General features: G+C 32.1%; 14 protein-coding genes. 2 read left to right on the forward strand and 12 right to left on the reverse strand.

Annotated elements, in window-relative coordinates:
- Positions 1–112: 112 nt before the first annotated feature.
- The 10 genes from JOC47_RS13910 to JOC47_RS13955 all read right to left on the reverse strand — a co-directional run bounded on the left by JOC47_RS13910 (position 113) and on the right by JOC47_RS13955 (position 11,768).
- Positions 113–376 (reverse strand): HPr family phosphocarrier protein, encoded by a 264-nt coding sequence (locus JOC47_RS13910; RefSeq protein ID WP_204702890.1) that lies wholly within the window; start codon positions 374–376, stop codon positions 113–115.
- Positions 377–443: 67 nt separating this feature from the next.
- Positions 444–1,625, reverse strand: coding sequence for a mannitol-1-phosphate 5-dehydrogenase (locus JOC47_RS13915; protein WP_204702893.1), 1,182 nt, complete (start codon positions 1,623–1,625; stop codon positions 444–446).
- Positions 1,626–1,645: 20 nt separating this feature from the next.
- Complete coding sequence (locus JOC47_RS13920) at positions 1,646–2,125, reverse strand: PTS mannitol transporter subunit IIA (protein ID WP_204702895.1); 480 nt, start codon at positions 2,123–2,125, stop codon at positions 1,646–1,648.
- Between the two features lie 15 nt (positions 2,126–2,140).
- Entirely contained in the window at positions 2,141–4,288 is a 2,148-nt protein-coding gene (locus tag JOC47_RS13925) for a BglG family transcription antiterminator (RefSeq protein WP_204702897.1), read from the reverse strand.
- Positions 4,289–4,376: 88 nt separating this feature from the next.
- Positions 4,377–5,759, reverse strand: a complete 1,383-nt coding sequence (locus JOC47_RS13930) for a PTS mannitol transporter subunit IIBC (protein ID WP_204702899.1) — start codon at positions 5,757–5,759, stop codon at positions 4,377–4,379.
- 614 nt (positions 5,760–6,373) lie between these two features.
- A complete protein-coding gene (gene cdaA, locus JOC47_RS13935; RefSeq protein WP_204702901.1) occupies positions 6,374–7,126 on the reverse strand; it encodes a diadenylate cyclase CdaA in 753 nt (250 codons plus the stop codon).
- A gap of 205 nt (positions 7,127–7,331) precedes the next feature.
- Positions 7,332–8,798 carry a methyl-accepting chemotaxis protein gene (locus JOC47_RS13940; RefSeq protein ID WP_204702903.1) on the reverse strand — a complete coding sequence of 489 codons (1,467 nt, stop codon included), beginning with the start codon at positions 8,796–8,798 and terminating at the stop codon, positions 7,332–7,334.
- 44 nt (positions 8,799–8,842) lie between these two features.
- On the reverse strand, positions 8,843–9,589 hold the full coding sequence (locus JOC47_RS13945) for a substrate-binding periplasmic protein (protein ID WP_204702905.1): 747 nt from the start codon (positions 9,587–9,589) through the stop codon (positions 8,843–8,845).
- 165 nt (positions 9,590–9,754) lie between these two features.
- Positions 9,755–10,513, reverse strand: a complete 759-nt coding sequence (locus JOC47_RS13950; RefSeq protein ID WP_204702907.1) for a fumarylacetoacetate hydrolase family protein — start codon at positions 10,511–10,513, stop codon at positions 9,755–9,757.
- Complete coding sequence (locus JOC47_RS13955) at positions 10,494–11,768, reverse strand: YihY family inner membrane protein (RefSeq protein WP_204702909.1); 1,275 nt, start codon at positions 11,766–11,768, stop codon at positions 10,494–10,496. Before JOC47_RS13955 ends, JOC47_RS13950 begins: the two co-directional genes overlap by 20 nt.
- A gap of 214 nt (positions 11,769–11,982) precedes the next feature.
- On the opposite strand from JOC47_RS13955, the gene JOC47_RS13960 reads away from it, so the two are divergent.
- Positions 11,983–12,699 (forward strand): AzlC family ABC transporter permease, encoded by a 717-nt coding sequence (locus JOC47_RS13960; RefSeq protein ID WP_204702911.1) that lies wholly within the window; start codon positions 11,983–11,985, stop codon positions 12,697–12,699.
- The gene (locus JOC47_RS13965) at positions 12,683–12,994 is read left to right on the forward strand and encodes an AzlD domain-containing protein (RefSeq protein WP_338035359.1); all 312 of its coding nucleotides are present in this window, start codon (positions 12,683–12,685) and stop codon (positions 12,992–12,994) included. The genes JOC47_RS13960 and JOC47_RS13965 overlap by 17 nt, the downstream gene beginning before the upstream one ends.
- A gap of 46 nt (positions 12,995–13,040) precedes the next feature.
- Here JOC47_RS13965 and JOC47_RS13970 read toward each other — a convergent pair whose 3' ends face one another.
- Both JOC47_RS13970 and cimA read right to left on the reverse strand, forming a co-directional pair.
- A complete protein-coding gene (locus JOC47_RS13970; RefSeq protein ID WP_204702915.1) occupies positions 13,041–13,733 on the reverse strand; it encodes a PHP domain-containing protein in 693 nt (230 codons plus the stop codon).
- A 230-nt stretch (positions 13,734–13,963) separates the two neighbouring features.
- Positions 13,964–15,541 (reverse strand): citramalate synthase, encoded by a 1,578-nt coding sequence (cimA, locus tag JOC47_RS13975; protein ID WP_204702917.1) that lies wholly within the window; start codon positions 15,539–15,541, stop codon positions 13,964–13,966.
- Positions 15,542–15,544: the final 3 nt, after the last annotated feature.

Below are 15,544 nucleotides of genomic sequence, written 5' to 3' on the forward strand. Positions count from 1 at the left end.
GTTCTTTCTTCATAATCTATCTCATCTTCTAAAACCAACACTTCCGCAATAGCTACGCCTGGGGAAGCTGCTACCCCTGTTAATTGTTGACTCATATTCAGCCCCCCTTTATTTATTCTTCATCAAAACCGCTTTGGATTAATTCTACAATTGCATCAACAGCTTCTTCTGCATCTGCACCTTCAGCTCTTACAGTAACTTCAGTACTCTGTTTAATTCCTAAACTCATAATTCCCATAATACTCTTGGCATTAACTGCTTGTCCGTCTTTAAGCAATTCCACATCACTATCATAATTACTAGCTTCCTCTACCAACATAGATGCCGGTCGCGCATGAATCCCCGTTTCATTTTGAATCATTACTTTTTTCTCCATAGTGTCTCCTGGTATTGAATATACCAGGAACTCACCTCCTTATAGTAGTTTAATTATAATCTTAGCCTTAACTTATAATTTTATCTCCTAAAGAATTAGAATCTTTTAACTTATTATAGGTTCTAATAATATCTTTACCTAATAAACTATTAGCCTCAATTTCAGTTACTTCTTCTAAAGCCTTCTCTACACCATCTTTTTTGATCATAGTTTGAATTTCTTGTGCTTCATCATCACCTTCTGGGGCAAATAATAACCCTGCTGCAATACATTTACGTAAACCGATGGGGAAAATATTCATCTTCAATGCTCTTAGAGCCGGTTTAACTAATCTATCTTCAGGTCCTAACTTTCTAATTGGATCTCGACCTACTCGAGATACTGAATCTTGTAAGGCTGGATTCTTAAATCTCTTTAAAATCTTATCAATATATTGTTGATGAGTTTTTTCTGCAAATCCATACTCTTTAATTAAAGTTCGACCAGATTCTAATAAAGCATCTTTCACAGTTTGATAAATCTCTTCATCTTTAATTGCTTCATGAATATATTGATAGCCCTTATAATATCCTAGATAAGCTGTAGCTGCATGGCCAGTATTTAAAGTAAATATTTTACGCTCTACAAAGGCCAATAAATTATCTGTTAAATCCATACCTTCTATTTCAGGTATTTCTCCTTTGAATTGCGTTTCATCAACTATCCATTCTTTAAATGGCTCTACTTTAACTGTTAATCCTTCAGTTTCCTGCGGTGGCACTATTCTATCTACTGCTGAATCAGGAAACCCAATATAGTCATTAGCCTGCTCTTGTTCTGCTTCATCTAGTTTTTCATAAACATATTCTTGCAATTTAGTAGAAGCTTGAACAGCATTCTCACAAGCAATAATATTTAAATAATCTAAATTATCCGCTGCAAATCTTTTCTTGATCCCCTGTGCAATAGCAGGCGCTATATATTCTAAATTAGCCGGGCCAACCGCCGCAGTCACTAAATCAGCATCTTTAATTTCTGCTGCTATATTTTCTTCTTCTTTAGCATTCACCCCTCGTACATGATCCACCTGATATTCTTTTTCTTCTCTACCCCCAACTTCTAACACCTGATAACTATTTTTCTGATTAAGCTTAGAAATAACATCATCATCAACATCTATAAATACAACTTCATAATCAGATAAACTCAGTAACAACCCAATAAATCCACGTCCAATATTTCCTGCTCCAAAATGTACTGCTTTTTTCATTTTATTAACCTCCCTTCAACTTATATAAGTTGTTCCATAATTAATTCTTTATCACTTGTCGTCATTAATTCTTCTGTCGTATCTTCATCTTGGCAAACTGTAGCTAAATTCTGCAGTATTTCCATATGGTCATCACCTTGACCAGCAATCCCAATTAACAAGCGACAAACATCACCATCTCCAAAATCAATTCCTTCAGGAAATTGCAGTAGTGAAATACCTGTTTCCTTAATATATTGCTTAGCCTCATTAGTACCGTGAGGAATTGCTACACCATTACCCATATAAGTCGAAACTGTCCCTTCTCTCTCTAGCATTCCCTCTACATATTCTTCTTCTACATATCCATTATCAACTAACAGCTGTCCTGCTAATTTAATTGCCTCTTCTTTATCCATTGGATCAAGATTTAACCTGATTAAATCCTTAGTTAAAATTGTTGATTCTTCTTTTTCTTCTTGTTCATCATCTTTTTTAGAAAACATATCTAATATTCCCATCTTTAACTACCTCCTTTAACTGATTAAGTTCTGATAATAATCGTTGATCAAAGTTCTTAAATAGTTCAGAAACTTTTCACCTGATCCTTCACGTATAACTTCATAAAACTCTTTATTTTCAATTATTGAAGCACTAAATTTACTCATTAAATTAATCTCTTCTGCTAATAATTCTTCCGGTGCTAATAAGACCACAATTCTATCAATCTCTTTTTCCACTTTATTAGAATTTGCTAACATAATCGGTTCTTCCAAAACTACTAAACCTATAAACGGCTGTTCAATCCCCTCGGTTCGAGCATGGAGCAAACTCATATTTATTTCAGGAATTATAGTCGCTCCTTGTTCTTCTCTTTCCTTAAGGGAATTATAAATCTTTACTGTATTAGAACCTGCTGGTAAAAAATCTGGCTGACAGATTCTATCCACTATTTCTGTATATTCTTTCTTATCTACATTATTATCAATATTAATGGCACTAAAATCTTCAATCAAACTCATAATATCTTCTGATAATCTAGACATCACCCTAACTTTATCCTCTAACTTAACATCTTCTTCTTTATCTAAATCTTTAGTTTTATTTTGTTGACTTGTCCGTCTGATTTGATTTATCTTTTGATTAACCTTTTTTATCTCATCAGGTAATAAAATAGGAGTCACAACTACCATATTCCCCTCATAATCATCAATTGATACCGTAGAGACTACAAGGTCAATATCTTGCTGCTTGATTTTTTCATCAGTGACAGATAAAGCTGAAATTTCATCAACAATTTCTATATTATCAATTGCTTTATTTAATCTTGTTGCTAAAATTTTAGAACTGCCAATTCCACTAGAACAGACTACTAATGCTCTTACCTTATCTGCTTTATTTTCAGTATTTTCTACTGCTGCTGCAATATGCATTGTCAAAAATCCAATTTCAGCATCAGGAATCTCACAATCTAATTCTTCCTCTAAAACTTCAGCTGATTTTTTAGTAGCATTAAAAACTTCACTATATTCAGCTTTCAAATCATCTATAATAGGGTTCCTAATTTCTAATCCCATCTTTAATCTAGAAATAGCAGGTTCTAAATGAGTAACCAAACCAGAAATCAAATTAAGGTCATCTGCTAAATCTAAACCTAATTCTACTTCTACTTCTTTAACTAACATCCGGGCCAATTTCATCGCTTCTAGTTCTGCATCATCAAGGGGCTCGTCCATTAATTCAATATTCTTTCTTAATTTAGCTCCCTTTAAATGCATCGTAATATATCCTTTTTCATCTTCTGGGATATCTAAGTCAAAAATATCTTCTAATCTAGCTGCTATTTTTTCAGCAATTTCGTATTCTTTAGTTAACTTTAATCTCTCTAATTTATTAGGATCAATATGAATTTTTTCTCCTGATTGCAATCTTTTAATTGCTAAAGAAAGATGAATTACAAGTCCAATATAAGAACTATTAACCATATTAAAATCAACTTCACGTAAAATTTGATCGACTGTTTCTTCTAATTGCGCTGAAACGTCCATATTAATAAATTCTAAAATATTATTCTTGATTTTAGAAACAGACTTTTGCTTATCCTGCTCACCTAAATTATTATCTAGTTTATTACGAATTAAAGTTAAAACCTCATCTTCTTCCATATTTTCATAGAGAAAGTCAATTACCGCTCGTCTAAAGTCAGCTTCAGCCCCCTTTAAATAAACTCCTACTCCCTGCTTACGGACTAAAGATAGTCCCTTTTCTTCAAACCAGTCTGAAACTTTATTTAAATCATAACTAATTGTCGCTTCTGTAACTGATAATTTATAAGCTAAAGCAGTCATCTTTTGAAAACGGTCCGAAAATAAGAATTCTTCAATAATATATAGTTTTCTATCTTGGGGAGTTAAGTTTTTTCCATCTGCTGTTTCTTGGAGGTCTGCTTCATATTTTTCAATTAATTCTTGATCTCCAGTGATCGAAATTCCAACCCCTGGTTTTGAGTCTATAACTAAATCTGAGTCTTTTAATATTTTTTTCAAACTAGACAGTTCACGATAAATAGTTCGTTTACTAACACCAATTTCATTAGCTAGTTCTTTAACTGCTAAATAATCTGGTGATTTGATTAAAGCTTTAACAATCTTCTTTTCTCGTTCCGATAATCTTTTAAAAACCATAGAGATCCCTCCCTCCCCGCTGATGATAATTAAAGTGGTGGAGCGACCCACCACCTTAATTGTCAGTAACAGAGATTAACAAATTCTTTTACTTTTTCAATCTGTCAACAAGTTCATCATAAACCGGACTATTCATAAAGTTATCTATTGTTAAAAATTCAGCGCCGGGTACAGCATCTTTAGCTCTATCTAATAAGTTCTCATGAACTAATACAATATCAGTATCGCCAGGTATCTCATCTACTGCAGAATTATCTACTTCTATATCTCCTAATCCTGCTTCTTCAAGTTTATTATTAAGTTGTGTAGCTGCCATTGCACTAGAACCCATTCCAGCATCACAGGCTACAATAATCTTATTTACATCTGCAGCACTACTCTTAACTTCATCTGCAACCGAAGATTCTTTTCCCTTCAAGTCTTCCATATGAGATGTAGCTGCATTTAAATCTCCTGCATCTTCTTCATTAGGAGAAACTTTCAAAATAGCCGAAGCAACAAGAAAAGATACTACAGCAGAAAGTGTAATCCCTAATAATACTGGAATAAATTCTCCTTTAGGAGTCATAGCCATTTCAGCAAAAATACTTCCTGGAGATGGAGTAGCTACTAAACCTGCCCCCGTAATCATGAAAGTAAATACCCCAGTCATTCCACCAGCAATTACTGACAAAATCATACTAGGCTTCATTAGTACATAAGGGAAATATATCTCATGAATTCCACCAAAGAAGTGAATAATAGTCGCACCAGGTGCAGACTGTTTTGCTGTTCCTTTTCCTACAAACCAATAAGCTAATAACAATCCTAAACCAGGCCCAGGATTAGTTTCTAATAAGAACATAATTGACTTTCCTGCTTCTTCAACCTGCTGTACACCAATAGGACTTAAAACCCCGTGATTAATAGCATTATTTAAGAATAAAACTTTACCAGGTTCAATGAATAAAGAAGCTAAAGGTAATAAACCAGCATTAACTATTCCTTCTACAGCCGCTCTTAATATATTATTTAATCCGGAAACAACAGGACCAATTCCTAAGTAACCAAGTAAAGCAATGATCATGCTCATAATTCCAGCTGAGAAGTTATTAACTAACATTTCAAAACCAGATGGCACTTTACCGTGAATAGCCTCATCAAATTTCTTAATTGCCCAGCCGCCAAGAGGTCCCATTACCATTGCACCTAAGAACATTGGAATATCTGCACCAACAATGACACCCATAGTAGCAACTGCACCAACTACGCCACCTCTTCTATCGCCAACCATTTTACCACCCGTATAACCAATTAATAATGGTAGTAAAAAGTTGATCATAGGTCCAACTAATGCAGCTAAGTTTTCATTTGGAAACCAACCACTAGGAATAAATAAAGCAGTAATAAATCCCCAAGCAATAAATGCACCAATATTAGGCATTACCATTCCGCTAAGAAACCGTCCAAATTTCTGAATTCTTTGTCTCATTTCTATACACTCCCTTTGTGAATTAATAATTTCCAATTGGCCAATTGGAGTGTTTTCTTTTCTTTAACTTACTTATATAATACTAGTGTTTTTTGTCGAATACAAGGGTTTCAATTTAACGTTATGGCTAGAGGTGTTGTTGACATCATTTAATATCAATTTAAAAATATCACTGCCAAAATTATAAATTCATTCTCTTGTATTTTTAGTTTATCCAAAAGATAGAGCCTTAATCATAGGCAGAGCAGCAATAGGTGATTTGAACTTTTAAGATGTTGTCATTATATCTAACTGCCATTTTTGAAAAACAACTGACAAATTTAAGTTTAAATTGTTGAAAAAAATTAAAAATATCTATATAAAGTTTCACTAAAAGTGAAACTTTATAGTTAGAAGTAAATAGCTAGGAGCTAGTAGTTAAAAAATAAAAGCAAATTCAAAACCTAAAACATTAACCTAGTATTCAATAATTTCTAGCTATGAACTGTTTTTTGGTTTTGAATTTACTACTAGCTACTAGCTTTTATCTACTAGCTAGTGGCACGATAGTGCCACTTTATATAGAAAAAACCCCAGCCTGACAAGACTGAGGTTTCAATTAAGATATTTATTTTTTAACTTTGTTCTAAGTTCTCAAACTTATCAAACAACTCTTCTTTTAGTTTAAATTCATCTAACCCATGCTGCATCTTTCCATCAAAAGCTAAAGAAATTCTGCCTGTCTCTTCAGACACAATAACTGCCACCGCATCACTTTCTTCGGTAATGCCAATTGCTGCCCGATGCCGAGTACCTAACCTATAATCAGAAATATTCCTTTGCGTTAAAGGTAACAAACAATTAGCTGCTTCAATCCGACCATGGTCTAATATAACAGCCCCATCATGCAGAGGACTTTTAGGGAAAAAGATAGTTGCTAATAATTCTGATGATAGTTTAGCATCAAGTTCAATTCCTGTATCTACTATTTCATCCAATCCCGTAGTTCGCTTTAAAACTATTAAAGCTCCCGTTTTATCTGCACTTAATTTCATAGTAGCTTTAACCAACTCATCAATTTTAGCTTTGAATTTTCTAGTTCCCGATAATTCTTTTAACATTTTCCCGCGCCCAATTTGTTCTAAAGCACGTCTTAATTCTGGTTGGAAAATGACTGGAATAGCAATCAATACAGCAGTCTGGATCCTTTCTAATAAAAAGTTGAAGATTTGAAATCCAAAATGCTTACTAATTAAACTAATTACAAATAAGACCAAAATACCTTTTAATAATTGAATTGCTCTTGTTCCCTTAATAAAAGTAAAAAAACTATAAACTACTACTGCTGTCACTAATATATCTAAGAATAAGAAAAAGTCAAATTCCATTTTTAGTCCCCCAATTGTGGATATTACTCACTTTTTTATTATTCTCTTTATTAAAGCAATTATATCATATTTTAAAAAATATTTAAGCATTTCAAACTCTAAAGTCATTTTATTTAAAATTCTTACTAACAAAAAATAATAAAAAGAGACCATATCAAAAATGGTCCCTTAATTTATTATATTATTTTTTTAAACCTTATTTTAATTAAAGATTAAACTTTTCTACTAGTTCTTTTAAATTAATAGCTTTATCTGAAAGCTCCTGTGAAGAATTAGTAATTTCTTGCGACATACTTTCAAGTTCTTTTGCAGCTACCATCACATTATCACTATTACCACTTAATTCTTGTGCTGAAGCAGAAGCTTGTTGAGTACTAACAGAAGTACTCTCGATTGACTCTTCAATCTCAGAGAAAACTTGACCAGTATCTTTAACTACTTTAACCCCTTCTTCTGCTTTATTTTTCATTTTCGTTACTGCCGTTAAGCTTTCTTGAGATTTATTTTGAGTATTTTGAATCAGTTCATCTATCTCAGTCGTAGCATTAGAAGTTTGCTCTGCCAATTCTCTAATCTCCTCTGCCACTACCGCAAAACCTTTTCCAGCTTCCCCTGCTCTAGCTGCTTCAATAGCTGCATTTAAAGCTAATAAATTAGTCTGCTCAGCTATCTCATTTATCAAGTCAACAATTTTTCCTATTTCTTGAGAATCATTATCTAGTTCATTAATCATCTGAACAATATTTACAGCTACAGAATTAATTTCTTGAATACTATTAATAGTTTGGTCAATATTTTCTCGGCCAACATCAGTCTGAGTGTTAGCTTCTTGAGCATAAGAACTGACTTCTTGACTGCTACTAGAAATTTCTTTAATGCTGGAATTCATCTCTTCTAAATTATCAACTGTAACTGCAATAGAAGAATTACTTTCTTGAGCCGATGCAGATAATTGTTCACTATAAGCAGACAAACTTTCGACTGCTTCTGATATATTTTCAACTATAAGTCTTAAATGATCTTTCATATTATTAAGGGCAGTACCTAAGCTTCCTATCTCATCTTTGGCCTTTATATCCAGATCATTTATATTTAAATTTCCTTCTGAAATCTTTTCAGCAAAATCTTTAGCAGCAGTAATTGGTTGAGTCACTAATTTAGAAATAAACCAAATAATAGCTGTTACTAAAATACAAATAAATAAAGTCAAAAGCAATAGTTTATTTCTAATTGTTTTTATATTTTGATTTAAATAATAATCAGTAAAGGCTAACTCTACTTGCCCTAATTTATTTCCTTCTCTACTGATTTTTAATTTTTTACTAATTGTATTAGTTCCTTTGTTTTTTCGTTTCTTATCTACTACCACTTCTCCTGCATCATTCTTTATCGTGATCTCAACAAATTCTTTATCAGCAAAAAAAGCTTCAGCATTTTTTGTTAAACCTTGATTATTATAAGTCCATAAAAATTCTTCACTTGTTAATGATAATAATTTAGCATTTCTCTCGAATTTATTATGCAAAGCTTTTTTCTGAGTTTGCATCTGGTCATTAATTAAATAAGAGGTAAACAAAAATAAAATCACCAATAAAATAGAAGCTGTAGGGAGTATAAATTTATAACTTACTTTAGAAATCTTAAACCATAAAGACTGCAACTTATCCTTCATATTTTTCCTCCTCCTCCTCTTGCTAAACTATAATTTTTACTATACTAGTCTACAATCACTTTATACTTTTCTTTTAATTTTTTTATTTCTTCTTTATTATCTTTAAGGAATTTATTAAATTCATTTATAACCTGCGTATGCTGTGCTGTAGATAAATGATAGGCACTTTTACTATGAGGTAAACTAGGGTCATATACTAAAGCATTAGGTTGATTTACTTCTTCCTTTAAAAAATATCTAGCTACTGCAATATTAGAATAAACTCCATCAACTCGATTATTAATTCCTAATTTTAATGAACTAGCAAAAGATGCCGCCTTAATTAATCTTATTTTACCTGATTTTATCCGATCTAAATAATCATAAGGAGTAAAACCTCTAACTATCCCTAAACTACGTATCTGCTCAACTTTTTTTCCTTTATTTTTAGGTTTAACTAATACACCATCAATGTACTTAACAACTTCTTCGCTATATTGAATTTCTGTTCCTTGCTTCATATCTTGGCCCCAATAAGGATTATCTGGATACTTAAAATCTATTTTTTTATTTACTAATCCCATAAATAATCTCTTAACCGGAAGTGGTTTATAAATAAATTTATAACCAGACTTTTCAGCAAATAAATCTAATACTTCACGTGCAAACCCCTGATATTCACCATCTTTCACTGTAGAATATGGGTAATAATTAATATTTTCTACCCCTACTACATAAGTTTCTTCTGCTGCTACAACAAATACTGACGACAAGACTAAAGCAACCACCAATAAAAGAATAATTTTTTTCATCTCTATCTCCCCCTTTAATAAAATAATACTACCCATTTATATCATATTTTTTATATTATTGCCTTAATATTATTTTTTCTCTATTTTTTTACAAATACCTTTAAAAATTTAATTTTATTAAAAAAAGCTCCTCACTAAATTAGTGAGGAGCTTTTACATAAGTACTTATTTCTTTTTTAATTGATTTCTTAGACAACCAATTTCTTCAATTATAACCTCCACCTGATCACCTGGCTTCATCTCACCTACTCCAGGTGGTGTGCCTGTTGCAATCACATCTTCAGGGTTTAAAGTCATAATTTGAGATACAAAACTAACTATTTCTGGAACACTAAAAATCATTTGTTTAGTAGTGGATTTTTGCTTCAATTCACCATTTTTATATAATTCTACTTCTAAATCATCAACTTTTAAATCAGTTTCAATTACTGGTCCTATAGGAGCAAAGCTATCAAAAGATTTGGCCCTTGTCCACTGTCCATCTTTACTCTGCAGATCTCTAGCAGTAACATCATTAAAACAAGTATAACCTAAAATATGATTCTCTGCTTCTTCAGGAGTTATATCTTTAATTTGATCTTTAATTACTACCCCTAATTCTGCTTCATAATCAACTTGTTTAGCCATAGCAGGATATTTGATTTCAGAATTTGGCCCTGTAACTGCACTAGCTGGCTTTAAGAAAATAATCGGTTCTTCGGGCAATTCCATATCTAATTCTTCTGCATGGTCTCTATAATTTAATCCCACACAAACTATCTTTCCCGGCTGACATGGAGTCATCAATTCTACTTCATCTAGATTTTCATAAGCAATATTAATATTATACTCTCCAGTAATATCTCCATCAATAACCTTTATCTGATTTCCATTTAAAATCCCTGTTTTAATCTCTCCTTCTTTTTTATAACGTACAATCTTCATTTTTTTCCCCCTCTTCTATCTTATTTAATAGTTGATTAATAGTTAGTCCTGTTAAATCTTCCTTGAGACATCCTTTTAACCAACAGTATATTTGTTGTAATTCATCATCTGCAAAAATATCTTCAACATTTCTAGATTTTATTTGTTTATGATTAGAAAAGATTTCCCACAAAGAAATCTCATCTAAAGACACTAATGGCAAATATTTATTCTCTTTACTTTCAGTAATTAAATTATTTTCTTTTAATTCCTGCAAATTATCCTTAATTGTAGCAATTGGCAGCTTAATCTTATCTGCTAACTCCTGAAAAGTAACTCCTGCTTGTTCTTTATCTAAAAAACCTTTATGTATAATTACTAAAATAGCTATTGGTAATAATCCTTTAGTACCAATTGTTACTTCTTGATGAATAAAATTATTTAGCTGTCTGCGATATTGAAATACATAAGAAATAATTGCCCCTAGTAATGCAATTACCCAAATCACATATAACCAAATTAAAAATAATGGTATTACAGCTAATGGACCATATATTTGATTATAGGTCACTACATGTTTAGTGTAAAAAGTATATAACTGTTTGGCAACAACAAAAAAAGTTCCACTACTCATACCTCCTACTACAGCAGCAGATAGTTCAACCTCTGTATTAGGGATTAAATAATAAGCAGCAATAAATACTAGAAAATATCCTGAGTTAGAAATAAATTTAAATAAAAAGCTATTAAATAGTGATTCCCCGGTTATTTGAGCTTGAAAATACGAACTAGCTAAACCCAAAGTTAAACTTAATAATAAAGTGAATAGGAATGTACCTAAAGTAATAAAAGTCCAAAAAGCTACAAACCTTTTAAACAAATCACGATGTTCTTTAACTCCCCAAATACGATTAAAGGTCACTTCAATTCTAGCTAGCATAAAAATAATCACTACTACTAAAGTGCCAAAACTAATTACACCTAGTTGGTCAATATTAATTATATATTGTTCTAAAACATTGATTAAACTCTCTCCAGTACCTGTAGCTAAATTATTTAAAATTGCAATTTTGAGTTTAGCAATTAATTTTTCCATTCCTCCAAAAAAATTGAATAAAGTTAAAATATAAAAAGAAAATATCAACAACGGAATTAAAGATAGTAAAGTAGTGTATACCAAACTCATAGCATGAATAAAGATATCATCCGCTTCAGATTTTTGATAAATCCTTTTTAAAAATAATTTCCATTCAAAATTTAAAATTTTATTAGCCATTATTAATCTTACTCCTTTATAATTATAGATTATTGAATAATATTATTTTACGTTTTAACGCTAGATATTATCTATATTATTCTGAATAAAATTCAGATGACCTTTATTAAGACTAAAGAACAAAATACAAAGTAATTATTAGTTCAAATTTTATTTTTTTAAGATCTTAATATATAATATAAAAGAGATACTTACTGCAGAAAGGAGTTAAATAATGAATACTACAACTACCATTAAAACTGGAGTAAAAAAAGGAAGTACTATTGCTTTAGGATACATACCAATTGCTATTACTTTTGGTTTATTAGCTAAAAGCACTGGTATTCCAGCTGGAATTACTATTTTAATGTCTGCTTTAGTTTTTGCTGGAGCAAGTCAATTTGTAGCAGTTAATCTATTACAATTACATACTGGAGCTTGGGAGATAGTCTTAACAACTTTTATTGTTAATTTGCGTCATTTATTAATGTCAGCTTCACTTTCAGCCAAAATCAAAAATAAAATACCTCAATCCTGGATTCCATTACTTTCATTTGGTATTACTGATGAAACTTTTTCTTTTCTCTCCTTAACTGATAAAGAAAAATTAAGTACAGGCTATATATTAGGAATTAATACAATAGCCTATTTTGCCTGGGTAGGAGGTACTGCTTTAGGAGTATATTTAGGCCAAGGCTTGCCAGCAATTATTAAAAATAGTATGGGCATTGCTCTTTATGCTATGTTCATTGGTTTACTGATTCCTAGCATAAAAAAATCTAACTCAGTAGCATTAGTCTCTTTAACTGCAGTCGGGATTAGTGCTTTATTAAATTGGGGGCCAAGCTTTTTGCAGCAGATATCACGGGGTTGGAAAATTATTATCGTTACAATTTTAGCTTCAGCTATTGGAGCTTATCTATTTCCTGAGGTAGGTGAAACAATTGAATAATCTAATATTAATTATTATAGGTATGGCAGTTGTTACTTATATTCCAAGATTACTACCGTTAGCTTTATTTTCTAATCTACATTTACCGCCATTTTTTAAAAGATTCTTAGAATTTATTCCTTATACAGCCCTCAGTGCTTTAATTTTTCCAGCAATTTTATCTGCTACTGGAAGTTTAGGATCGGCTATTTTAGGTGGGATTGTAGCAATTGCCCTAGCTTACTTAGAAATTAACTTATTTTTAATTGTTAGCAGCAGTATTGCTGGAGTTTTATTTTGGGAATTATTGATATAAGAAAGCCCTTTTCCTCAAACTAAGAAAAGGGCCTACAATATTTATTTTATTTGCATCCATCAAACTCATCAGTAGTTAATAAATCCACCTCTTCTTCTTTTAATACCGTCACTAACTCTTGTGAGTTAGTGACTTCTGTTGCTAAAATAATTCCTCCCCGATCTAAATCTTCCCTTTGATGAAAATCAGACCCAGAAATTTTCTTTAAGTTATTTTTAGCTGCAAATTGATAAGCTAATTTATTTCTAGAATTATGACGAGGCTGAGCATTAAAAACTTCTACTCCATCTAAAAACTCAGGCTTTACTCTCTCCATAGCTTTACGATAAGGGTGCGCTTGATAAATTAATATCTCTTTATCTGCTACCAAATCACTAAACTCTTTAATACCTAAATGATACAATCGAGCTTTCTCTTTTAAAAATTCAGGGGTCACCCCATAAACTAAATAATCATTGGGGCTATCGATAAATCTAAGTTCTATTCCTAAAATCACATTCAGACCTAACTTTTGACCTGCTTCATAAGCTTTATAGTAGCCCTCTAAATAATTTTCAATCTTTTCTTCCCAACTCAAGTCACCTTGTTTATAGAAAAATTTTTCATAATAATGGTCTGTAATTACTATTCCATCATATCCCTTTTCATGATGCAACTTGGCTACTTCTTCGGCTTTGACCCGTCCGCATCTACTTACTTCAGCAGTATGAACATGCATGTCTATTTTGAAGTTTCCCATAATTAACCCCCTAATTGAATTTTATCTTTTATGACCATTTTACCATGATAGCAATGAAAAATAAAACCTCTCCACTCATATAAATGAGCAAAGAGGTTAATACTGTCTTGTCTATCATTATTCAGATTTATTATCGTCATTCTTAAGCTTTATCCCATACTCGATACTATCCTTACGAGTCTGTAAAAAAACAGCAGACTCTTCATGATTAGTAATTGTATCCTTCTGCGTTATTGCTCATTAGGATCGGACTTTAACTTTATTCCGTATTCTATACTGTCCACGAGAGCCTGCCAACTAGCTTCGATGATATTAGTAGAAGCTCCTACTGTACCCCAAGTTTCATGTCCATTTCCTGATTCGATCAATACTCGTACCTTAGCAGCTGTACCATCTTTCCCTTCTAAAACTCGCACTTTATAATCAATTAAATGAATTTCTTCTAAAGTAGGATAGAAACGACGTAAAGCTTTTCTTAAGGCTTTATCTAAAGCGTTAACTGGTCCATCGCCTTCGGCAGCAGTATGCACCTTTTCGCCATTCACTGTAACTTTAATGCTTGCTTCTGAAATCGGATTAATTTCTCCCCGCTTTTCAGTAATAATTCTAATTCCTTCTAACTGGAATAATTTTTCGTATCTGCCTGCTGCTTTTTCTACTAGCAGTTCAAAGGATGCTTCTGCCCCTTCAAAATGATAACCTTGATGTTCTAATTCTTTAACTTTATCTAATACTGCTTTTAAATCAGTATTTTCATCATCAAGATCAATTCCTAATTCTTCGGCTTTATAGACTAGATTACTCTTCCCAGATAATTCAGAAACTAAAACCCGCCGTTGATTACCAACAATTTCTGGTTTGACATGTTCATAAGTTTCTGGTTCTCGTAAAATAGCACTAACATGAATCCCACCTTTATGGGCAAAAGCACTATCCCCTACATAAGGACTATGCGTTGGTGGAGTTAAATTAGCCACCTCACTCACATACCTTGATACTTCAGTTAATTTAAAGAGTTGATTATCAGTAATACAATTAAAATCTTCCTCATACTTAATATTTAAATTAGGAATTATAGACGATAAATTAGCATTACCACATCTTTCACCATAGCCATTAATAGTTCCCTGCACATGGTGCACTCCTTCTTCAACTGCAGCTATAGAATTAGCTACTGCTACATCACTGTCATTATGAGCATGAATTCCTAAAGGAGTTTCAACCTTATCTTGAATATCCGCAATAATATCTCGGATTTCTGAAGGTAATGTCCCTCCATTAGTATCACATAAAACCAAAGTTGCTGTTCCACCTCTTTCAGCAGCTTTAAGCACTTCTAATGCATAATCAGGATTTGCTTTATAGCCATCAAAAAAATGTTCAGCATCAAAATGAACTTCTATGCCATTTTCCACTAAATATTTAATTGAATCTTCCACCATCTTCAAATTTTCATCTAAGTCAGTTTTTAAAGCATCTGTGACATGCAAATCCCATGTCTTGCCAAAAATTGTAGCAACATCTACTCCAGAATCTACTACTGCTTGCAAATTCTTATCTTCTGCTGCTGCTACCTTGGCCCGGCGCGTACTTGCAAACGCAACTACCTGTACATTTTCTAATTCTAGCTCTTGTACTTTTTTAAAGTATTCAATATCCTTAGGATTAGAACCAGGCCATCCACCTTCAACATAATCTATTCCTAGTTCATCTAACTTTTGCGTAATATTTAATTTATCTTCTGTTGAATAGGAGATGCCTTCCATCTGACTGCCATCTCGTAAAGATGTATCATAAATCTCTAACATAAT

It is taken from the genome of Halanaerobacter jeridensis (assembly GCF_016908315.1).
In the GTDB taxonomy this organism is placed as follows: domain Bacteria; phylum Bacillota; class Halanaerobiia; order Halobacteroidales; family Halobacteroidaceae; genus Halanaerobacter; species Halanaerobacter jeridensis.